Here is a 21,660-nt window from a genome sequence, read left to right as displayed (position 1 = left end):
ATCATGGCCCTCCCACGCACCGATACGCGTTACCTGTTCTTTACCGGCAAGGGGGGCGTCGGCAAGACGTCCCTGTCCTGCGCCACCGGCCTGGCCCTGGCCGAGGCCGGCAAGCGGGTGCTGATCGTGAGCACCGACCCGGCGTCCAATCTGGACGAGGTGCTCGGCGTGCAGCTGGGCCAGGTGCCGACGGGCATTCCCGGTGCGCCGGGGCTGTGTGCCCTCAACATCGACCCGGAAGCAGCCGCCCACGCCTATCGGGAGCGGATGGTCGCGCCTTACCGCGGCATCCTGCCGGCGGCGGCCATCCAGAGCATGGAGGAGCAGTTCTCCGGCGCGTGCACGGTGGAGATCGCCGCCTTCGACGAGTTCTCCAAGCTGCTCGGCGATCCGGCGGCGACGGCCGACTTCGAGCACGTCATCTTCGACACCGCTCCGACCGGCCACACGCTGCGCCTGCTGACCCTGCCGTCAGCCTGGGATGAGTTCATCTCGTCGTCCACCGGTGGCGCATCCTGCCTCGGCCCGCTGGCCGGACTCGAAAAGCAGAAAGCCTTGTATGCGGCAACGGTGGCACGGCTGTCGAATGCGGCGGAAACCACGGTGATCCTGGTCAGCCGCGCGGAAGCCGCCTCGCTGCGGGAAGCCGAGCGCACGCGGGGCGAACTGGCGGAGCTGGGCATCCGCAACCAGATGCTGGCCATCAACGGGCTCTTCGCGGTCGGCCAGTCGGACGACGCCATCGCGACGGCCATGTCGCGACGTGCCGCCGATGCGCTCGCCGGCATGCCTGCAACATTGGCGGCATTGCCCGGCTGCACGATTCCGTTCCTGCCCAAGGGCACGGTCGGCCTCGACGCGCTGCGCGTGATGGCGCATCCCGAAACGGCAGCGCACGCCACCTCGAACGACATGCCGGCCACCGCGCTGCCGCCGGGCCTTGCCGGCCTGGTGGACGAGATGGCCTGTTCCGGCCACGGCGTGGTGATGACGATGGGCAAGGGCGGCGTTGGCAAGACCTCGGTCGCGGCGGCGATTGCGGTGGCGCTCGCGCAGCGGGGCGGCAAGGTCGTGCTGTCCACCACCGACCCGGCGGCCCACGTGGCGGCCACGCTGGACGGGGCCATCCCCGGTCTGTCCGTCACGCGCATCGACCCACGCCGGGAAGTCGCCGACTACACCGCGGAAGTCCTCGCCAAGGCCGGCAAGAGTCTCGACGCCGGTGGCCTGGCGATGCTGGAGGAAGACCTGCGTTCGCCGTGCACCGAGGAGATCGCGGTCTTCCGCGCCTTTGCGCGCACCGTGGATGAAGGAAAAGACGGCTTCGTGGTGCTGGATACCGCACCGACCGGCCACACCATCCTGCTGCTCGACGCTGCCGAGGCCTATCACCGGGAGGTCATGCGCACCCAGGGCGACATGCCGGAGTCGGTACGCCAGTTGCTGCCACGGTTGCGTGACCCCGCCTACACCCATGTGTTGATCGTGACGCTGCCCGAAGCCACGCCCGTGCATGAGGCCGAGCGCCTGCAGGGCGACCTGGCCCGGGCCGGCATTACACCCTACGCCTGGGTCATCAACCAGTCCCTACTGGCCAGTGGCACCGCCGACCCGCTGCTGTGCCAGCGTGGTCGCTACGAAGTGCCCTTCGTACGGCGGGTGGGCGACGAGCTGGCAAGCCGCTGTGCGTTGATTCCTTGGCTGGCCGAAGAACCGGTGGGCAAGGCTGGATTGGAACAGCTGGTTCGTTGAGGGCATCCGATAGGCATGGGCACTGGGTCTGGGCGTGCAAGGTGGCGCTGACCATGCCTGTGCCTGCAGCCGCCGCGGTGCCCACAATCTCGCAGCTGAACTGCTCATCCGGCGCAATATTCCCGTCAAGACCTGCAGCAATCTCTGGGCGTTTCGGGACAACCCTGCTGGGGGGGCCACTATCTCGGGTCCGCACATCGGCGGACTTTCTTTCGGTTATGTACCCCAGCACACTGAAAGCTTCCGGCACCGGTAAGACAATTTCTTTGGGAAGGTATTGGTAAATCCGACGGGTTGTTGTGGTCGGTCCCGAAGGCGTCCTTCCCCGCTTTGATTGCCCGGGCCTCCGGGTAGCGCCTGCGCCAGCTATTCACCAATACTCACAAGGAGTTTCTCATGAGTGATCTGATTGAATCGGGTATGACTCGCGCCTCCTCTCAAGGTACTGCCGAGCACCCTGCTGAACGGGTGTCTCATGTATTTTCCGCCGTTTATCCAAGTCGGGAGGAGTCTGAGGGTGTGCGCCAGTTGCTTGAGGAGCAGGGAGTTCCTGCTGTGGATATCCGGATCGTTCATGAAGCCCCGAGTCCGGTAGCAGGAGAGCTCAGCGACGATGTGCTAAAGGACATGGTGGTCGATGGCAGCATCGGTACTGTGATGGGTACGGGAATTGGCGCCCTTGGCGCCCTCGCCATCGTGTTCTCCAGCATGACCCTGTTTGTTGCCGCCCCGGTCGTTGCCCCACTTGCGATGCTCGGCTGGTTTGCGGGCATCGGCGGCATTGTCGGTGCCGCTGTCGGGGCTAACCGCAAGGAGGGGCGTTTTTCTGAATTGGTGACCGATGCCATCCAGGCTGGCAATACAGTCCTGGTGGTCCACACCCATAACGACGTTGACAGGGAGCGGGTCAGAGCAACCCTGGAAGCCTCATTCCGAGGTCGTGATGGCGTGCCTACCGAGAGCACCGAGACCCCCTGAGCCGCCGGTCTCGGGTGTGCCCTAACCAACAGACGACGCCTTGCAGGGTGTCTATCGTGGTTCCGGGAGCGCCATCGGCTTGGCATGACGTTCTGACTATCTTCCCCAAGCGAATGATCAGGAGGTTGTTATGAACTATGAAGAGCGCGACCACTACGGCATCTACAAGGCCAATATCAGCGGCGGAATCGGGGACGACGCGGGGAAGGGGCCCGGGCCGGCGCTGATGGGAGCCGACACGCTGATCGGTAACGATGTGTATAGCCGCAAGGCCGAGATGCTGGGTGAAGTGAAGGAGATCATGCTGGATATGCGGACGGGGCGAATTGCCTATGCGGTGCTTTCCTTCGGAGGGTTCATTGGCATTGGTGACAAGCTCTTTGCCATACCTTGGGAGGCCCTGACCCTTGACACCATGAACAAGCGTTTCGTGCTTGACGTGGAGAAAGAGCGACTTGAGCGTGCTCCGGGATTCGACAAAGACAAATGGCCCGACATGGCCAACCCGGCATGGGCTGAGGATATCCACGCCTACTACGGCAAAGCCATGTACTCGGTCTAGTACGCAAGGCCCGCATAAGCACTACGTGTGCAGACGCACGAGCAACATCTTGCCTGCGGCAAGGCTGAACACACCGGCTTCCATTGCCCTACCATTCGCCCCTTCGCTTCTGCCTGCCCGCAGGCTCTTGTCGTGCCGGTCCGCGTGAAGGGGAATTTTACATTCTCGTTAGTGCGATGGCGTACCGACATGTCACAGGATCACGGGCATTGTTCCCTCACCGTATGACCTGTACTACCGCAGGTCACGGAATTAAGCCAGAGGTGCATATGACCCAGTCTATCGAACAGCGCATACCGAGTGAAATCTCGATATGCACCCCGCCGTGCGAGGAGCTTGACCCCGTGGCACCCCGCAGGACATTCCTCCGGGCCAGGCCTGATTATCACGTCAGGCACTCGGTTGACGATGTCTTGGTGCAGCCAATGCCGGAGGGGACGGTCATGGATCCGGTGCAGTTCGCTTCATCTCCGGATGCGGTTCAGGTCATCCATGCGCCGGGCCGAGATGATGTAGGCCGGCAGCGCGTCGCCATCATTCGAGACGGCAAGGACTGAACCGTGCAGGTATTGCGGTCACAGGATCGCCATTGATAAGGACGAAAGCATGAGCAAGCGCGATGACATCAAGACCGAGACCCTCATGGAAAGACCTCATGTCGTGCTCGCAACGCCCACCGATCTGAAAGGCAAGGCCACCCGGGAAATTGCCGGGGCCATGAATGCGATCCTCGCGGACGTGTTCAGCATTTACCTGAAGACCAAGAATTTCCACTGGCACATGAGTGGTCCTCATTTCCGGGACTACCACCTCTTGTTGGACGAACAGGCAGACCAGCTCTACGCGATGACCGATCCGATCGCCGAACGGACCCGCAAGCTGGGGGGCAATACGCTGCGATCGATCGGACACATTTCCCGCCTGCAGCGGGTTTCGGACAATGATGCCGAGTACGTGGAGCCTCTCGAGATGCTGGCCGAACTCTGCACGGACAACGTCATGCTTGTTGCACATTTTCGTGAAGTGCATGATTTATGTGTCGAGCACCGGGATATCGCGACGGCCAGCCTGATTGAAGTGTGGATCGACGAGGCGGAAAGACGTACATGGTTCCTGTTCGAAGCGAGCCGTACGGATCAGTCGAGTCCGCCGCAGGGCGAGTAGTCCTGATCAAACTTGCCGAACATATGTGCCGGGTGCGGCGCATAAGGAGGACAGGCCGGCAGCAGTGTTGCCCATCGACGGCGGTGCGGCGGGCTGGCCTGAATGGGCATTGAGCCATGTGATCCATTCCGGCCACCAGGAGCCCTCGTGGGTGGGGGCTGCCATGAGCCATGCGTCAGGGTTGAAATAGCGGCCATCGCGGGGGCGGGTGAGAATCTGGTAGCTGCGACCGGGGACGCCGGGCGGATTGACGATGCCCACGTTGTGACCACCTGAACTGAGTAGAAAGGTGATGGGGACGTCGGCGAGCAAGTGCAGTTTGTGCACCGAACGCCATGGCGCGACGTGGTCCCGCAGGGTGGCAACGCAGAAGATCGGACAGGTGAAGTCCGTCAGCGCCACAGGTTGCGTGCCCACCGGGTAGCGGCCGCTGGCCAGATCGTTGTTGAGGAACAGGCGTCGCAGGTACTCGGTGTGCATGCGGTAGGGCAGGCGGGTTCCGTCGGCGTTCCACGCCATGAGGTCGTTCATCGGATGGCGATCGCCCAACAGGTAGTCCTTCAGCAGTCGCGACCACACGAGATCACGGGAATTGAGCAGCTGGAAGGCGCCGGCCATCTGAGTGGTGTCCAGGTATCCCTGGTCCCACATGATGTCTTCCAGGAAGCTGACCTGGCTGTTGTCTATGAACAAAGCCATCTCTCCCGGCTCCGTGAAGTCGGTCTGTGCCGCCAGCATCGACACCGAGGCCAGGCGCTCGTCGCCGTCGCGTCCCATGGCGGCTGCAGCAATTGCCAGAAGGGTGCCGCCCAGGCAATAGCCCGTGGCATGGACCCCTTGTCCTGGCACCACCGCGGTGATCGCATCGAGCGCATCCATCACCCCCAGGTGCAGGTAGTCATCCATGCCCAGGTCACGACCTTCGGGGCCAGGATTGGCCCACGAAATGGTGAACACCGTATACCCCTGGCCCACCAAATAACGGATCAAGGAGTTGCCTGGAGAGAGATCGAGTATGTAGTACTTCATGATCCATGACGGAACGATCAGGATCGGCTCGGGCCGCACTTGCGGAACGGAAGGGGCATACTGGATGAGCTCGATCAGGCTGTTCCGGAAGATCACCTGGCCTGGTGTGACCGCCACCTCGCGCCCAACCCGGGAGGCCTGTGCCCCCGGTGGTCCGGACTTCGACTGTTGGCGCTGTATATCAGCCATAAGATTGCGCAGGCCCTGGACCAGATTGGCGCCACCGGTTCGAGCGGTGCGCTCCAGCACTTCCGGATTGGTCCACAGGAAATTGGCCGGCGACAGTATGTCCAGCAGTTGCCTGACGGTGAAGTTGACGACGTTCTCATGATGAGGTGATACGCCGCGCACGCCGGTCGTTGCCTTTTTCCACCACTCTTCAGTGAGCAGGAAGGACTGGCTCAACACATTGAACGGCCAGGTCTGCCAGCCAGGGTGGGTGAAACGGCGATCAGGCAGGAATGGATCAAGACCCAGAGTGCCGGGTGGGCGGGGGGACTGCTGCAAACGGTTGGGAAGCTGCATGAAGGCATTGACAAGCTCCTGGGCGAGCTTGGCCTGTTCTGCTGGATTGTGTGAGAGGTGCATGAGCCAGTCTTCGAAGGCCATGACCAGTGCTGCGGGCGAGATACCACCTGTCAGATGGGCGAGCTGAGCGTGGGCGAGGCGGTCGAGATTGCCGCCTGGCAAGGGAATCTCGGTGGTGGGAACATGTTTCATCGGGAATATGTTTTCCTGGGGTGATCGACTGCAGCGAGCATTGCCCTGCAACCATTTCATGTCTGTATGGCAGCGCACCTTGGGTGCATTTGAGTGCGTCAGCGCACAGAGGGCCATGGCTAACCGCCGCATAGTGATGAAGTTGCCATCCAGCCGCTCAACCGCCCATGCCGGTATGCGTGCTGCCGCTTCATCTTCAAGGGAGAGGCAAGATGCGTGATCGCCCCCAATCGGCCGCCGAGGAGGCTGCCAACAGCATCAGCCATGGGCTGGGCTTCATCCTGGCTTTGACTGCAGCGCCGGATCTGATTGCCGCCAGTGCGCAGCAGGGAAGGGCCGCGAACATATTTGGTGCCTGTGTTTTCGCAGTCACCATGGTGATGCTGTACTTCAGCTCAATGCTCTACCACGCGATCCCGGCCCACAAGGACAGGACGAAGCGCCGTTTGGCCAAGCTGGATCATGGTGCGATCTACTTGTTCATTGCCGGAAGCTACACACCCTTTGCCCTGGGTGTTCTCGACGGAGCCTGGGGCTGGACCCTCCTTGGCCTGGTTTGGGGACTGGCGGCTGTCGGTCTGGTGCTGAAGGCCTTCGATCGCCTGTCAAACCCTTACCTGTCTACGGGGCTCTACCTGGTTATGGGCTGGCTAGTGGTGATTGCTGCCGTGCCACTGATCGAGAGAGTCTCCCAGACTGGGCTGGCGTGGCTGGTCGCCGGAGGCCTGGCCTATACGGGCGGAGTGGCCTTCTACCTGACCGACGCTCGCCTCAAGTTCGGCCACTTCATCTGGCATATGTTCGTGATGGCTGGGACGACCTGCCATTTCTTTGCCGTGCTCGGGTACGCCGGCTGATCCCTCAGGTTTCTGCTTTGAGGGCCCCGGGCGTGAGCGGTAGCGTCATGTTTCATGCCTCTTCCGGATCCGCCTGTGCCTCGGTTAGAATCCGGCCAGTGGAGATGGCATTCCTCCTTAACCGCCCTCGGGGCTGATGATGCCTGCATCGATTCCTGGTCAAGCCGGGCGGTGCAGGCATTTTTTACGCCTGTTCGCTTGTCCAGCTCCCCAACTCGTACTCGGACAAGCATGAAACGACTCAAGCAACTCGAACAGATCGATCTGATTCCCTATCTCGGGAAGTGGATCCTGCTGGCCAGCGCCGTCGCCGCCCTGGCCGGCACGGCGTCGGCCTTCTTCCTGTACGCGCTGGAATGGGCCACCGCCACGCGCATCCGCTACCCGTGGCTGATCGGCTTCCTGCCCCTGGCCGGCTTCGCGGTGGGCTGGCTCTACCTGCGTTTCGGGCAGCGTGTCGAGGCAGGCAACAACCTGCTGATCGACGAGATCCACGATCCAAAGAAGGTCATCCCGTTCCGCATGGCGCCGCTGGTGCTGGGAGGAACCGTAGTGTCCCACCTGTTCGGCGCCTCGGTGGGGCGGGAAGGGACTGCGGTGCAGATGGGCGGCGCGCTCGCCGATCAGCTCACGCAGCTGTTCCGGCTGCGGCACGAGGACCGGCGCATCATCCTGATGGCCGGCATCAGCGCTGGCTTTTCGTCGGTGTTCGGCACGCCGCTCGCCGGCGCCATCTTCGGGCTGGAGGTGCTGGCCATCGGCCGCCTGCATTACGACGCGATCCTGGCCTGCGTGGTGTCGGCCATCGTCGCCGAGCAGGTGGGCCTGCTGTGGGGGATCCAGCATACTCACTACGTCATTCCCCATATCCCGGCCTTCTCGGCCTGGGGCTTGGTGGCGATGATCCTGGCCGGCGTGGTCTTCGGCCTGGCCGGCAAGCTGTTCGCCGATTCGACCCACGTTCTGGGTGGCTGGATGAAGGCGCGCATTGCCTATGCGCCGCTGCGGCCGCTGATCGGCGGTGCGCTCATCGCCGCGGTCGCCTGGTGGTTGAGCGCGGAGCGTTATCTTGGCCTCGGCATCCCGGTGATCGTCGAGGCCTTCCAGCATCCCCTGTCGCCGCTCGATTTCATCGCCAAGCTGGGCTTCACGGTCGCGTCGCTGGGCAGCGGCTTCAAGGGGGGCGAGGTGACGCCGCTGTTCTACATCGGCGCGACGCTCGGCAATGCGCTGGCGCCCTTGCTCGACATGCCCTTCGCGCTGCTGGCTGGCATCGGCTTCGTCGCGGTCTTTGCGGGCGCCGCCAATACGCCGATCGCCTCGACGCTGATGGCCATGGAGATCTTCGGTTCGGAGATTGGCGTGTTCGCTGCAATTGCCTGCGTGGTGAGCTATCTCTTCTCGGGGCACACGGGCATCTACCGATCCCAGCGCGTGGGACAGGGCAAGCACCGGCCGCCACCGACCGGGATGAAGCTTGGCGAGTTGCCCGCCTATCGGAAGGCGCGGAGCCTCCGCGCCCGGGACTCCTCCGCCGAAACGCCGCCGGGCGACAATCACTGAGCTTGGTCCGTGCAGCCCCCGTGCCGTCCTTCGACGCACGGGGGGCCGGAGCTTGAGTTCCGGGTTCGGCCGCAACCGACCCCGGTGCTGGCCTCAGACCCGCTCCAGCACCACCGCGATGCCTTGCCCGACGCCGATGCACAGGCTGACCACCGCGTAGCGCCCGCCACGCCGGTGCAGTTCCCGCGCGGCGCTGTAGGCCAGGCGCGCTCCGGAGGCGCCGAGGGGGTGGCCGATGGCGATGGCGCCGCCGTTGGGATTGACCCGCGGGTCGTCGGCGGACAGGCCGAGCAGTTTGAGGCAGGCCAGCACCTGGGTGGCGAAGGCTTCGTTGATCTCGATGAGATCCACGTCGGCGAGGTGCAGGCCGGCGCGTTCCAGTGCCTTCGGGATCGCCTGGGCCGGGCCGATGCCCATGATGCGCGGCGCCACGCCGCTGACTGCGCCTGCCAGGATGCGCGCCAGCGGGCGGACGCCGGCCTTGTCGCCAATGGCCGCGTTGCCGACCAGCAGCGCGGCGGCGCCATCGTTGATGCCGGAAGCGTTGCCGGCCGTCACCACGCCGCCGGCGAACAGCGGCTTTAGGCCGGACAGGCTGTCGTAGGTGCTCTCGGGACGGGGATGCTCGTCCTCGAAGACCATTGCCGGCGGCGATTTGCGGCCGGTCGGCACGGCGATCGGCAGGATCTCGCCTTCGTAGAAGCGGTCGGCTTTGGCGGCGGCATATCTGGCCTGGGAGGCGGCGGCGAAGCGGTCGGATTCCTCGCGGCCGATGCCGAACTCTGTGGCCAGGTTGTCCGCCGTTTCGGGCATGGAGTCGTTGCCGTAGGCCTCGATCAGCTTCGGGTTGGGGAAGCGGGCGCCGATGGTGGTGTCGAAGACCTTGAAGTCGCGGCCAAAGGCGGACTCCGACTTGGCGACGACGAAGGGGGCGCGGGTCATGCTCTCCACGCCGCCTGCCACGTAGAGCTGGCCTTCGCCGCAGCTCACTGCGCGGGCGGTGTCGAGCACTGCGGCGAGGCCGCTGCCGCACAGGCGGTTGACCGCCTGGCCGGGCACGCTGGCGGGCAGTCCGGCGAGCAGCGCCGCGTGACGGCCGACATTGCGGCCGTCTTCGCCGGACTGGCAGGTGCAGCCGAGCACCACGTCCTCGATGTCCTCGGGCTTGAAGCTGCTGCGGGCCAGCAGCTCGCGGATCACTGTGGCGGCGAGGTCGTCGGGGCGCACGTTGGCGAGCTTGCCGGCGTGGCGGGTGATCGGGGAGCGCAGACCGGCGTAGATGTAGGCGTCGAGCATGGTTGTCGTCCTTGATGTTCTTGAATGGTGGAGCAGGGGTCAGACTTCGGGCGTCAGCAGGGACACGCCGAGGCGGGCCCGGCGGAGCAGCCACGGGCTGGGGCGGTAGCGGGGGTCCCGGTAGAAGTCGTGCAGGCCGTCGAGGATGCGCAGCACGGTGTCGGCACCGAGGCTGTCGCCGAGGGCCAGCGGGCCTTTCGGGTAGCCGAGGCCGAGGGTCACCGCGTCGTCGATGTCGGCCGGCGCGGCGATGCGTTGCTGGGCGATGTCGCAGCCGATGTTGACGATCATCGCGAGCACCCGCTGGGCGACGAAGCCGGCGCTGTCGTGGATCACCGTCAGCGGCAGGCCGGCACCGCCGAGGGCGCCCCATACGGCGTCGCGGCTGGCCGGCTCGGTGATCGGCGTGGTCATCAGCGTGAGCTGGCGGTCGATCAGGATCGGATCGAGGGCGATGCTGCGGCGGGGGTCGAGCTGTTCGTCGAGCGCCGCCGTGGTCGCATCGCAGCCCAACGGCATCACAATGCAGGCCGAGCTGGCTGCCGGCCGTTCTCCTGCGTCGATGACGCCGCCGCCCGCACGCAGAACTGCCACCACTTGTTCGCGCAGCAGGGGGGGGCCGGCGCTGACCCAGATCGGCGTGCTGCCGGCAGTGGGAGCGGCGGGGAGCGGCGGCACGACGGCCTTGCCGTCCTCGTAGGCGTAGAAGCCGCGGCCGCTCTTGCGCCCGAGCAGGCCGGCGGCGAGGCGCTGGCGGGTGATCGGCGACGGGCGGTAGCGCGGCTCCTGGTAATACTGGTCGTAGATGGACTCCATCACCGGTTGGGAGACGTCCAGCCCGATCATGTCGAACAGCTCGAAAGGCCCCATGCGGAAGCCGGCGGCACGCAGGATGCGGTCGATGGCGGCCGGCTCGGCGATGCCTTCGCCGAGGATACGCAAGGCTTCGGTGCCGTAGGCGCGGCCGGCGTGGTTGACCACGAAACCCGGCGTGTCGCGGGTGCGGATCGGGCGGTGGCCGACGCGCCGGGCGAGGGCAGTGAGGGTGTCGCCGACCCAGGCTTCGCCGAGTTCGGAATCGATCACCTCGACCACCTTCATCAGCGGCACCGGGCTGAAGAAATGGAAGCCACCGACCCGGCCGGGTAATCGGCAGGCGCTGGCGATCGCGGTCACCGACAGGGACGAGGTGTTGGTGGCGAGCAGGCAGTCGTCGCCGACGACATCTTCAAGCTGGCGGAACAGCGTGCGCTTGGCGTCGAGGTTCTCGACGATGGCTTCGACGACGACCCCGCAGCCGGCCAGCCCGGCGAGGGAGTCGGCCACGTGCAGGCGGCCGATGGCGGCGTCCAGCGCGGCGGCGTCGAGCTTGCCCTTGTCGGCCAGCTTGCCGAGGGTCGCGGCGATGGCCTCGCGGGCTTCGGTGGCGGCGTCGGCGCGGTTGTCGAACAGGCGGACGGTGATGCCGGCCTGGGCGGCGATCTGGGCGATGCCGCGGCCCATCAGGCCGGTGCCGACGATGCCGATCACGAGGGTTTCGGTAGTGGTGTTCATGGGCTCATTCCCCCGTGAATTGCGGTTCGCGCTTGTCGAGGAAGGCGTGCATGCCTTCCTTCTGGTCGCGGCTGGCGAAGAGCAGCTGGAAGGCCTTGCGTTCGAGCATCAGGCCGGTGTCGAGGGCGGCGTCGGCGCCGGCGATCAGCACTTCCTTGATCTGCGTGACGGCCAGTGGCGGGCGGCGGGCGATCAGCGCGGCCAGTTCCAGCGCGCGGGTCTGCACGTCGGCATCCGCCACCACCTCGCTGACGAGGCCCATCGCGTCGGCTTCGCGGGCCGATACCGGCAGGCCGGTCAGCACCATCTTCATGGCCTTGAACTTGCCGACCGCGCGGCTCAGGCGCTGGGTGCCGCCGGCGCCGGGCATCACGCCGACCTTCACTTCGGGCTGACAGAAGGAGGCGCTTTCGCCGGCAACGATCAGGTCGGCGTGCATCGCCAGCTCGCAGCCGCCGCCCCAGGCGAGGCCGTTGACGGCGGCGATCACCGGTTTCGGGCAGTCGGCGACGGCCTGCCACAGCAGGTGGTTGTTGCGCAGCAGGATCTCGATGGCGCCCCGGTCGGCCAGGTCGCGCAGGTCGGCGCCGGCGGCGAAGACGGTGTCGCCGCCGGTGAGGACGATGGCGCGGACGTCCGGATCGGCGCCGAGGGCTGCGAAGTGCTCGGCCAGGCCGCTGCGGACGGCCTGGTTGAGGGCGTTGCGGGCTTCCGGGCGGTTCATGCGGATCACGGCCACATGGGGCGCCGGGCGTTCGACGACAACTTCGTTCATGCGAATCCCCGATTTATATGTGTTCCGCTGTGCGGAACCGTGTATTTAAAAATGGAACATGAGCAAACCTTAGCGAGTTTCGAAGGGGCTGTAAACGGGGTTTGTTCTGCTGTGCGAACCCGTGTTCCAAAAAATTGACGTCAGTGTTCCGCTGTGCGAATCTCGGGTTCATTCTTGTGAGCCGGCAGAAGGCGATGGACGACACCCAGAAGTTCGACGACGACGAAGAGAGCAAGGACCGCCAGTTCGTGAATGCTCTGGCGCGGGGGCTGGAGCTGCTGCGCTGCTTCCGGCCCGGCGAGCCTTATCTGACCAACGCGGAGCTGGCGCGCCGGGCGGGGATTCCGAAGGCCACCGTATCGCGCCTGACCCACACGCTGACCAAGCTCGGTTACCTGGCCTATTCGGAGCGCCGCGGCACCTACCAGCTGGCCTCCGGCGTGCTGTCCCTGGGCTACGCCCTGCTGTCCAACCTGGACGTGCGGCAGATCGCCCGGCCGGCGATGGAGGAACTGGCCGAGTATTCCCAGGCCTCGGTGTCCATCGGCGCGCGGGACCGCCTCAACATGGTGTACATCGAGACCTGCCGTAGCACGGCCAACGTCACCTTGCGCCTCGACGTGGGCTCGCGCATTCCGCTGGCCACCACCGCGATGGGACGCGCGCTGCTGTGCGGCCTGCCGCAGTCCGAGCGGGATTACCTGATGGACCACATCCGCCAGAAGGACGAGGAGAACTGGCCGCGCGTCAAGACGGGCATCGAGGAGGCCTTCCGTTCCTACGAGGAGCGGGGTTTCTGTGTGTCGGCCGGCGAATGGCAGAAGGACGTGCATGCGGTGGGCGTGCCGCTGCTCGGCGTGGAAGGGGAGCGGGCGATGGCCTTTAACTGCGGTGGCCCGGCCTTCCTGCTGCCACGGGAGCGGCTGGAGGCGGACATCGGCCCACGCCTGGTGGCGCTGGCGAACAAGGTGAAAGCCGACCTGGGGCGGGCCTGAACATGGCGCTGCAGAATGCAAAGCGGCGGCCCTGTGCCGGCCCGCGTGTCGCCCGGATCGGAGCGCGACTATGACGGCCGAAGCCGCATGCGAACTGCCGGCGCCGTCGCGGGCCTTCCTGATCGGGCGGGTCTTCCTGCCCTTTGCGTTGGGCTATTTCCTGTCCTACATGATGCGCACCGTCAACGCGGTGATCTCGCCGGACCTGACGCGGGAGCTGAACCTCAGCGCGGCGGACCTGGGCCTGCTGACCAGCACCTACTTCCTGTCCTTCGGGCTGGCCCAGATCCCGGTCGGCATCGCCCTTGACCGCTACGGGCCGCGCCGCGTCGAGGCGGGCCTGCTGCTGCTTACCGCGCTGGGGGCGGCGGTGTTCGCCACCGGGCAGGATCTGCCGACACTGGCCAGCGGGCGCGGCCTGATCGGCCTCGGCGTGTCCGCCTGCCTGATGGGGGGATTGAAGGCCTTCATGCAGTGGTTCCCGCGGGAGCGGTTGGCTTCGATGACCGGCTTCATCATGTCCAGCGGCGCCCTCGGCGCGGTGACGGTGTCGGTGCCGTTGCACGCCGTGCTGCCCTACATCGGCTGGCGCGGTGCCTTCTGGGCAGTGGCGGCACTGGCGGCCGTGGGGGCGGTGGTGATCTTCTTCCGCGTGCCGGAACAGCCGGCCCATGCGGGCGGTGGGCTGCAGCTAGCGCTGAAAGGGGTGATCCGCGTGCTGAAGACGCCGGCCTTCTGGCGCTACGCCGGGCAGTCGGCCTTCTTCACCGGTGGTTTCATGGCGCTGCAGGGGCTGTGGGCGGTGCCCTACCTGATGCACGCCAATGGCTACACCCGTGCCCATGCCGCCGACCACCTGTTCTGGCTCAACATCGGCATGCTGGTCGGGCAGCTTTCCATTGGCGCGCTGATGGCCCGCTTGGCGCACCAGGGCGTCACGCCGCTGCGCCTGATGCAGGTCGGGCTGTTTCTGACGATGGTGGTGGAGGCGCTGATCATCGCGCGCATCGGGCCGACGCTGGCCTTGTGGGCGACGCTTGGCGCGGTCGCGGCGACCAGCGCGCAGATGTACGGTGTGGTGGCTGGCCTGTTTCCCTTGCAGTTGTCCGGGCGGGCGACGGCGAGCATCAACCTGCTGGCGTTCGCCGGCGCCTTTGCGGTGCAGTGGGGCCTGGGCGGCCTGTTCGACAGCCTGCGTGCCGGCGGCTTCGAGGCGGCGCTGGCGATGCAGCTCGCCTTCGGGTTGCTGCTGCTTGCCCAGGTGCTGAGCTTCATTCCCTTGTTGGGTGCCCGCCAGGGGCATTGAGAAAATCGGGGAGCTTATGCGGAAGGCCGATGTCTAGAGCGTGAAGGGCAGGCCGGAACGGTCGTTCCGGGCTTGCCCGCAACCGGGAAGGAGGCGCTCATGCCGGATCTGTTCGACAACCCGATGGGCTTGATGGGCTTTGAATTCGTCGAGTTCGCGTCGCCAACGCCCAATGTGCTCGAGCCCCTGTTCGAAAAGATGGGCTTCACCCTCGTCGCGCGGCATCGCTCCAAAGACGTGGTGCTGTATCGCCAAGGGGACATCAATCTCATCGTCAATCGCGAGCCTGGCAGCATCGCCAGCTATTTCGCCGCCGAGCACGGCCCCTCGGCCTGCGGGCTGGCCTTCCGCGTGCGGGATTCCCATCGGGCTTATGCGCGGGCGCTTGAGCTGGGCGCCCAGCCAATCGACATTCCCACCGGGCCGATGGAGCTGCGCCTGCCGGCCATCAAGGGTATCGGCGGCGCGCCGCTGTACCTGATCGATCGCTTTGACGACGGCAAGTCCATCTACGACATCGATTTCGAATTCCTGCCCGGAGTAGAGCGCCATCCGCAGGGCCACGGCTTCACCCATATCGATCACCTCACCCATAACGTCTACCGCGGTCGCATGGCCTTCTGGGCCGGTTTCTATCAGAAGCTCTTCAACTTCCGCGAGATCCGCTACTTCGATATCAAGGGGGAATACACCGGCCTTACGTCCCGCGCCATGACAGCGCCGGATGGTCTGATCCGCATTCCCCTCAACGAGGAGGCGGGCAAGGGCGCTGGCCAGATCGAGGAGTTCCTGATGAAGTTCAACGGCGAGGGCATCCAGCACGTGGCGCTCCTCACCGACGACCTCATCGCCAGCGTCGATGCACTGCAGATGGCGGGAATTCCGTTGATGAGCGCGCCCAACGACATCTACTACGCGATGCTGGAGGAACGTTTGCCCGGCCACGGCGAGCCGGTGCCCGAACTGCAGGCGCGGGGCATCCTGCTCGACGGCTCCACATCCGGCGGCGAGACGCGCCTGCTGCTGCAGATCTTTTCCGAGACGCTGCTCGGGCCGGTGTTCTTCGAGTTCATCCAGCGCAAGCACGACGAAGGCTTCGGCGAAGGCAACTTCAAGGCCTTGTTCGAATCCCTGGAGCGCGACCAGCTCCGGCGTGGCGCACTGACTGCGGAGTAGATGAAATGCTGATCAAGCGGATTCACCATGCGGCCTACCGCTGCATCGATGCCAAGCAGACCGTCGAATGGTACGGAAAGCACCTGGGCATGAAGTTCGTACTGGCCATCGCGGAGAACGAAGTGCCGTCCACCAAGCAGCCCGACCCCTACATGCACGTCTTCCTGGACGCGGGCCAGGGCAGCATCCTGGCCTTCTTCGAACTGCCGGCCCAGCCGCCGATGGGGCGCGACCCCAACACCCCGGCCTGGGTCCAGCATCTGGCGATGGAAGTTGATTCGGTGGACACCCTGCTGGCCACCAAGGCCAGGCTGGAAGCTGATGGCATCGACGTGCTGGGCCCCATCGACCACACCCTCTTCAAGTCCATCTACTTCTTCGACCCCAATGGCCATCGCCTGGAGCTGGCGGCCAATACCGCGACGCCCGAGATGCTGCAGAAGCTGGACGACGTGAAGCAGGCCATGCTGGACGAGTGGGCGGTGACGAAGCGGGCGCCTGAGCATGCGGCGTGGCTGCACGCCGGTGGCGGGGCCGGTGCGACCGAGAGCTGATCGCCACCGGGAATCCAGACCATGAGCCTGCTGAATGAAACCCATGATCCGGCGCTGCAGAGCTGGGTGACATCGGCGAATGCTGCCAACGGCGACTTTCCGATCCAGAACCTGCCCTTTGCGGCGTATCGACGGAGTGGCACAGCGGAGGCGTGGCGCATTGGTGTGGCCATCGGCGACCTGCTTTTCGATCTGGCGGCTGCCGGAGCCCGCGGCGTCTTTGCCGGCGAGGCGGCCGAAGCGGCCAGGGCCTGTACCGGCGAGAGCCTCAACCCCTTGATGGCCTTGGGCGCGGCCAAATGGTCCGCGCTGCGCCTGGCGCTTTCCCGCCTTCTGCGCGCCGGCTCGGAGGCCGAGCCGGTACTGCGGGACTGCCTGATACCACAGGCCGAAGCCGAATACACGCTACCGGCGACCATCGGCGACTACACCGATTTCTACACGTCGATCCACCACGCAACCCGCGTCGGCCGGCTGTTCCGTCCCGACAACCCGCTGCTGCCCAACTATAAGTGGGTGCCCATCGGTTACCACGGGCGCAGTTCATCTATCGGGGTGTCCGGGCAGGCTTTCGCCCGTCCCCTCGGCCAGACGCTGCCTGCAGGGGCTGACACCCCGCGCTTCGGGCCGAGCCAGCGTCTGGACTACGAGTTGGAACTCGGGGTCTTCATAGGCTGCGGCAACGAGATCGGGCAACCCATTCCGCTCGATGCGGCCGACGAACACGTCTTCGGCCTGTGCCTGCTCAACGACTGGTCGGCGCGCGACCTGCAGGCCTGGGAATACCAACCGCTGGGCCCTTTCCTGTCGAAGAGTTTTGCGACGACGATCTCACCGTGGGTCGTTACGCTGGAAGCGCTGGCGCCGTATCGCGTGCCTTGGCAACGGCCGGATGAAGATCCCCAGCCGCTGCCTTATCTGGAGTCGGCGGCAAACCGGGCAAGCGGCGCCTTCGACATCCAGCTCCAGGTGCTGCTCGAGACGACCCGGATGCATGACGCGGGTGCGCCGCCCGGGCCCCTGTCGCGGACCAGCTTCCGGCACGCCTATTGGACCCTCGCTCAGATGGTCGCCCACCATACGGTCAACGGCTGCAACCTGCGGCCCGGCGACCTGCTGGGCAGCGGCACGCAGTCGGGGCCGACGCTTGAGGAAGCGGGCTCGTTGCTTGAGCTGACAGGCGGCGGCAAGCGGCCGGTCGTGCTTCCCAACGGCGAAGCGCGCACCTTCCTCGAGGATGGCGACACGGTCGTCATGCGTGCCTGGTGCGAGAAACCGGGCGCCGCGCGTATCGGTTTCGGCGAGCTCACGGGCCGGGTGCTGCCGGCTGTGAGTTGAGGAGGAGAGCGCCATGCGACAGCTCTACAGCTATTTCCGCAGCTCCGCGTCCTACCGGGTGCGGATCGCACTGAATCTCAAGGGGCTGGATTACGACAGCGTGCCGGTGCATCTGGTCAGGGGCGAGCAGCGCAGCGACGCCTACCTGGCCGTGAATCCGGCGGGCCTGCTGCCGGCGCTGGTCGACGATGGCCGCGTCGTCACGCAATCCCTGGCGGTCATCGAGTACCTGGACGAGCTTCACCCGACGCCGCCCTTGTTGCCGGGCTGCGCGTTTGAGCGGGCGCGTATCCGTGCCATCGCGCAGACCATCGCCTGCGAGATTCACCCGCTCAATAACCTGGGCGTCCTCAACTACCTTCGGGATGAACTCGGCATGGAAGAGCAGGGCAGGAACGCCTGGTATCGCCACTGGGTCGAGAAGGGGCTGGCCATCGTGGAGAGCCTGCTCGACGATCCACGCACCGGCGCCTTCTGCCACGGCGATGCGCCGACTCTTGCCGATTGCTGCCTGGTGCCTCAGGTCTTCAATGCCCGGCGCTTCGCCTGCCGGCTGGACCATGTGCCGAGGGTGATGCGCATTGTGGAACAGTGTATGGCGCTGGATGCCTTCCAGCGCGCCGCGCCGGCCGCCCAGCCGGATGCGGAGTAGGAACGAGCGCAGGCGCAGTCCACTGCATGAAAAAAGAAGGCCGGTGAGCTGTCGAGGGCTCACCGGCAAAGGTTCCGTCGACCTTCAACGACGACGGGGAGGGAGATATTCGGAGGGCAGTTGATGTGCTGCCGCAGCTTCAGCTGTGGAAGCGCACGAATTCCTCCAGCGGCGCCCGCTCGCTTTCCAGCCCGTTCTCAGGGGCGTCGGGATCGGCGTAGCCCAGCGCGATGCCGCAGACGAGTTGTTCGTTCTCATCGAACTCCAGCAGCCGGCCGATGATGCGGTGGTAGTCGATCCACGCTGCCTGGGCGCAGGTGGCGAGGCCGCGGGCGGTGGCGGCGAGGAGGATGTTCTGCAGCAGCATGCCGCAGTCGATCCAGCTGCCCTGGGCAAGGCGGCGGTCGATGGTCAGGATCAGGCCGACCGGTGCGTCGAAGAACGTGAAGTTGCGCCGCGTCTGCGCGTGCATGCGCGCCTTGTCGCCGCGGGGAATGTCCAGCAGGCGGTACAGGTCGCCGCCGAGCTTGCGGCGGCGGCTCTGGTGGGGTTCGGAAAACTGGGTCGGGTAGTAGTGATACTCGGCCTGGTGGCTGGCATCGGCCGCATCGAAGGCGGCGCAAACCTCATCCACCAGCTGCTGGCGCAGGCCGCCGGTGACGACGTGGAGGCGCCAGGGCTGGATGTTGTTGCCGGACGGCGCACGGGCCGCAACCTTGAGGATCGCCTCGATGGTCTCCCGTGCCACGGGCGTGGGCAGGAAGGCACGGATCGACTTGCGGGCCTCGGCCACCCGGTCGAAGCAGGTTTCGGTGTCGAAGGACATGGCAACTCCAAAAAAGGGGCAGGGTGCGGGGCAGCACCCTGCCGTCAGCCGACGCGGGCCAAGTGGAGACGGTGTGAGCCGGCGCGCCGGTCAGTTGGCGAAGGCGGCGATGCCGGTGATGGCGCGGCCGAGGATCAGCGCGTGGATGTCATGGGTGCCCTCGTAGGTGTTCACCACTTCCAGGTTCACCAGGTGGCGGGCCACGCCGAACTCGTCGGAGATGCCGTTGCCGCCCATCATGTCGCGGGCCTGGCGGGCGATGTCCAGCGCCTTGCCGCAGGAGTTGCGCTTCATGATGGAAGTGATCTCCACCGCGTCGATGTGCTCGTCCTTCATGCGGCCCAGGCGCAGGCAACCCTGCAGGCCGAGGGTGATCTCGGTCTGCATGTCGGCCAGCTTCTTCTGGATCAGCTGGTTGGCGGCCAGCGGGCGGCCGAACTGCTTGCGGTCCAGCGTGTATTGGCGGGCCCGGTGCCAGCAGTCTTCCGCCGCGCCGAGGGCGCCCCAGGCGATGCCGTAGCGGGCCGAGTTGAGGCAGGTGAAGGGGCCCTTGAGACCACGCACTTCGGGGAATGCGTTTTCCTCGGGGCAGAACACCTCGTCCATGACGATCTCGCCGGTGATCGACGCGCGCAGGCCGACCTTGCCGTGGATGGCCGGGGCGGACAGGCCCTTCCAGCCCTTTTCGAGCACGAAGCCGCGGATTTTGCCTTCGTCGTCCTTGGCCCACACCACGAACACGTCGGCCACCGGGCTGTTGGTGATCCACATCTTGCTGCCGGTGAGGCTGTAGCCGCCATCCACCTTGCGGGCACGGGTGATCATGGAGCCGGGGTCGGAGCCGTGGTTGGGTTCGGTGAGGCCGAAGCAGCCGATCCACTCGCCGGTGGCGAGCTTGGGCAGGTACTTGCGCTTGGTGGCTTCGTTGCCGAACTCGTTGATCGGCACCATCACCAGCGATGACTGCACGCTCATCATCGAGCGGTAGCCGGAATCCACCCGTTCCACCTCGCGGGCGATCAGGCCGTAGCTCACGTAATTGAGGCCGGCGCCGCCGTATTCCTCGGGAATCGTCGGGCCGAGCAGGCCCAGTTCGCCCATCTCGCGGAAGATCGCCAGGTCAGTGTGCTCGTTGCGGAAGGCCTCGAGGACGCGCGGGGCCAGCTTGTCCTGGCAATAGGCTTGGGCGGTGTCGCGGATCATGCGCTCGTCTTCGGTGAGCTGGAGGTCGAGGAGCAGCGGGTCGTCCCATTTGAAATTCATCATCGTCTCTTCCTTGTGTGCGGCGTTTCGAGTTTGTGTATTTAGCGAATTATTCGTGAAGGATAAAGGGGCGGGGCGCTGCCGGCACGTCTCAGGTGTGTTCGCGGATCATGTTGCGGGCGATCACCAGCTGCTGGATCTGCGTCGTGCCTTCGAAGATGCGGAACAGGCGCACGTCCCGGTAGAAGCGCTCGATGCCGTACTCGGCCAGGTAGCCGGCACCGCCGAAGACCTGCACCGCCCGGTCGGCGACGCGGCCGCACATCTCGGAGGCGAACATCTTGGCGCAGGCCGCTTCGGTGCCCACGTCGAGGCCCTGGTCGCGGCGGCGGGCGGCGTCCACCACCATGCACTGGGCGGCATAGAGCTCGGCCTTGCTGTCGGCCAGCATGGCCTGGACCAGCTGGAATTCGGCGATCGGCTTGCCGAACTGCTTGCGCTCGCAGGCGTAGCGCAGCGCGTCGTCGAGCATGCGGCGGGCGACGCCGACCGATACCGCGGCGATGTTGATGCGGCCCTTGTCGAGAACCTTCATGGCGGTCTTGAAGCCGACGCCTTCCTTGCCGCCGATCAGGTTGGCGGCCGGGATGCGGCAGTCCTCGAAGATCACGTCGCAGATGTGGGCGCCTTTCTGGCCCATCTTCCTGTCGATTGGACCGAGGGACAGGCCCGGCGTGCCCGCTTCGACGATGAAGGCGGAGATGCCGTCGGCGCCCTTTTTGGCGGAGTCGGTGCGGGCCATCACCGTGAAGATGCCGGCTTCGGGGGCATTGGTGATGTAGCGCTTGGTGCCGTTGAGCACGTAGAAGTCGCCGTCGCGGACGGCGGTGGTACGCAGGCTGGCGGCGTCGGAGCCGCTGTCGGGCTCGGTCAGCGCGAAGGAGCCGATGATCTCCCCGGTGGCGAGCCGGGGCAGGTAATGGGCCTTCTGGGCGTCGCTGCCGTCGATGATGATGCCCTGGCCGCCAATGCCGTTGTTGGTGGCGAACAGCGAGCGGAAGCATGGCGAGGTGTAGCCGATCTCGAAGGTGGCGAGCACTTCTTCTTCCATTGTCAGGCCCATGCCGCCGTGTTCCTCGGGGATGGACAGGCCGAACAGGCCCAGTTCGCGCATCTCCTGGATCAGTTCATCGGGAATCCGGTCGGTGTCGGCGACGATGGCCTCGTGGGGGATCAACCGTTCCCGCACGAAGCGGGAAATGGTGTCGAGCAGCAGATTGAGGGTTTCCTGGTCTCTGATCATGATGCGTGTCCGGTTGGGAGCTGGGGGGCGCGCTCGCGGCGGGGGCGGACGGCGCCC

General features: G+C 65.6%; 19 protein-coding genes and 1 riboswitch. Of the genes, 12 read left to right on the top strand and 7 right to left on the bottom strand.

The window, feature by feature from the left end; all coding sequences use genetic code 11:
- Positions 1–3 precede the first annotated feature (3 nt).
- From arsA to AC1PPK_RS18440, 4 genes are all read left to right on the top strand, one after another.
- Positions 4–1,752: an arsenical pump-driving ATPase gene (arsA, locus tag AC1PPK_RS18455; protein ID WP_481114476.1), complete on the top strand. Its 1,749-nt coding sequence runs from the start codon at positions 4–6 to the stop codon at positions 1,750–1,752.
- Positions 1,753–2,148: 396 nt separating this feature from the next.
- Complete coding sequence (locus AC1PPK_RS18450) at positions 2,149–2,730, top strand: hypothetical protein (RefSeq protein ID WP_481114475.1); 582 nt, start codon at positions 2,149–2,151, stop codon at positions 2,728–2,730.
- Between the two features lie 130 nt (positions 2,731–2,860).
- On the top strand, positions 2,861–3,292 hold the full coding sequence (locus tag AC1PPK_RS18445; protein ID WP_481114474.1) for a PRC-barrel domain-containing protein: 432 nt from the start codon (positions 2,861–2,863) through the stop codon (positions 3,290–3,292).
- A 606-nt stretch (positions 3,293–3,898) separates the two neighbouring features.
- Positions 3,899–4,456: a Dps family protein gene (locus AC1PPK_RS18440; RefSeq protein WP_481114473.1), complete on the top strand. Its 558-nt coding sequence runs from the start codon at positions 3,899–3,901 to the stop codon at positions 4,454–4,456.
- Between the two features lie 6 nt (positions 4,457–4,462).
- Here AC1PPK_RS18440 and AC1PPK_RS18435 read toward each other — a convergent pair whose 3' ends face one another.
- Complete coding sequence (locus tag AC1PPK_RS18435) at positions 4,463–6,265, bottom strand: PHA/PHB synthase family protein (protein ID WP_481114472.1); 1,803 nt, start codon at positions 6,263–6,265, stop codon at positions 4,463–4,465.
- A 152-nt stretch (positions 6,266–6,417) separates the two neighbouring features.
- Here AC1PPK_RS18435 and trhA point away from each other — a divergent pair, with 152 nt between their 5' ends.
- Complete coding sequence (trhA, locus tag AC1PPK_RS18430; protein ID WP_481114471.1) at positions 6,418–7,062, top strand: PAQR family membrane homeostasis protein TrhA; 645 nt, start codon at positions 6,418–6,420, stop codon at positions 7,060–7,062.
- Positions 7,063–7,153: 91 nt separating this feature from the next.
- Positions 7,154–7,215, top strand: a riboswitch (Fluoride riboswitch).
- A 78-nt stretch (positions 7,216–7,293) separates the two neighbouring features.
- Complete coding sequence (locus tag AC1PPK_RS18425; protein WP_481114470.1) at positions 7,294–8,625, top strand: voltage-gated chloride channel family protein; 1,332 nt, start codon at positions 7,294–7,296, stop codon at positions 8,623–8,625.
- A gap of 93 nt (positions 8,626–8,718) precedes the next feature.
- Here AC1PPK_RS18425 and AC1PPK_RS18420 read toward each other — a convergent pair whose 3' ends face one another.
- From AC1PPK_RS18420 to AC1PPK_RS18410, 3 genes are read right to left on the bottom strand one after another with little or no spacing between them, the layout of a single operon-like run.
- Positions 8,719–9,921, bottom strand: coding sequence for a 3-oxoadipyl-CoA thiolase (locus AC1PPK_RS18420; protein ID WP_481114469.1), 1,203 nt, complete (start codon positions 9,919–9,921; stop codon positions 8,719–8,721).
- Positions 9,922–9,960: 39 nt separating this feature from the next.
- Complete coding sequence (locus tag AC1PPK_RS18415) at positions 9,961–11,475, bottom strand: 3-hydroxyacyl-CoA dehydrogenase (protein WP_481114468.1); 1,515 nt, start codon at positions 11,473–11,475, stop codon at positions 9,961–9,963.
- Between the two features lie 4 nt (positions 11,476–11,479).
- Positions 11,480–12,250 carry an enoyl-CoA hydratase gene (locus AC1PPK_RS18410; RefSeq protein WP_481114467.1) on the bottom strand — a complete coding sequence of 257 codons (771 nt, stop codon included), beginning with the start codon at positions 12,248–12,250 and terminating at the stop codon, positions 11,480–11,482.
- Between the two features lie 194 nt (positions 12,251–12,444).
- On the opposite strand from AC1PPK_RS18410, the gene AC1PPK_RS18405 reads away from it, so the two are divergent.
- The 6 genes from AC1PPK_RS18405 (at position 12,445) to maiA (ending at position 18,271) form a co-directional block, all read left to right on the top strand.
- Positions 12,445–13,245, top strand: coding sequence for an IclR family transcriptional regulator (locus AC1PPK_RS18405; RefSeq protein ID WP_481114466.1), 801 nt, complete (start codon positions 12,445–12,447; stop codon positions 13,243–13,245).
- 70 nt (positions 13,246–13,315) lie between these two features.
- Positions 13,316–14,551, top strand: a complete 1,236-nt coding sequence (locus AC1PPK_RS18400; protein WP_481114465.1) for an MFS transporter — start codon at positions 13,316–13,318, stop codon at positions 14,549–14,551.
- Positions 14,552–14,650: 99 nt separating this feature from the next.
- Entirely contained in the window at positions 14,651–15,727 is a 1,077-nt protein-coding gene (hppD, locus tag AC1PPK_RS18395) for a 4-hydroxyphenylpyruvate dioxygenase (protein ID WP_481114464.1), read from the top strand.
- 5 nt (positions 15,728–15,732) lie between these two features.
- Positions 15,733–16,281 (top strand): VOC family protein, encoded by a 549-nt coding sequence (locus tag AC1PPK_RS18390; RefSeq protein ID WP_481114463.1) that lies wholly within the window; start codon positions 15,733–15,735, stop codon positions 16,279–16,281.
- Positions 16,282–16,302: 21 nt separating this feature from the next.
- On the top strand, positions 16,303–17,619 hold the full coding sequence (gene fahA / locus AC1PPK_RS18385) for a fumarylacetoacetase (protein WP_481114462.1): 1,317 nt from the start codon (positions 16,303–16,305) through the stop codon (positions 17,617–17,619).
- A gap of 13 nt (positions 17,620–17,632) precedes the next feature.
- Positions 17,633–18,271: a maleylacetoacetate isomerase gene (gene maiA / locus AC1PPK_RS18380; RefSeq protein ID WP_481114461.1), complete on the top strand. Its 639-nt coding sequence runs from the start codon at positions 17,633–17,635 to the stop codon at positions 18,269–18,271.
- 139 nt (positions 18,272–18,410) lie between these two features.
- On the opposite strand, the gene AC1PPK_RS18375 is transcribed toward maiA, so the two are convergent.
- The 3 genes from AC1PPK_RS18375 to AC1PPK_RS18365 form a co-directional block, all read right to left on the bottom strand.
- The gene (locus AC1PPK_RS18375) at positions 18,411–19,097 is read right to left on the bottom strand and encodes a nitroreductase (protein WP_481114460.1); all 687 of its coding nucleotides are present in this window, start codon (positions 19,095–19,097) and stop codon (positions 18,411–18,413) included.
- Positions 19,098–19,187: 90 nt separating this feature from the next.
- Positions 19,188–20,363 (bottom strand): acyl-CoA dehydrogenase, encoded by a 1,176-nt coding sequence (locus tag AC1PPK_RS18370; RefSeq protein WP_481114459.1) that lies wholly within the window; start codon positions 20,361–20,363, stop codon positions 19,188–19,190.
- A gap of 88 nt (positions 20,364–20,451) precedes the next feature.
- Positions 20,452–21,603: an acyl-CoA dehydrogenase family protein gene (locus AC1PPK_RS18365; protein WP_481114458.1), complete on the bottom strand. Its 1,152-nt coding sequence runs from the start codon at positions 21,601–21,603 to the stop codon at positions 20,452–20,454.
- Between the last annotated feature and the right edge of the window lie 57 nt (positions 21,604–21,660).

Source organism: Zoogloea sp. JDB1, from assembly GCF_056724025.1.
This window is presented reverse-complemented; position numbering and strand designations above follow the sequence as displayed.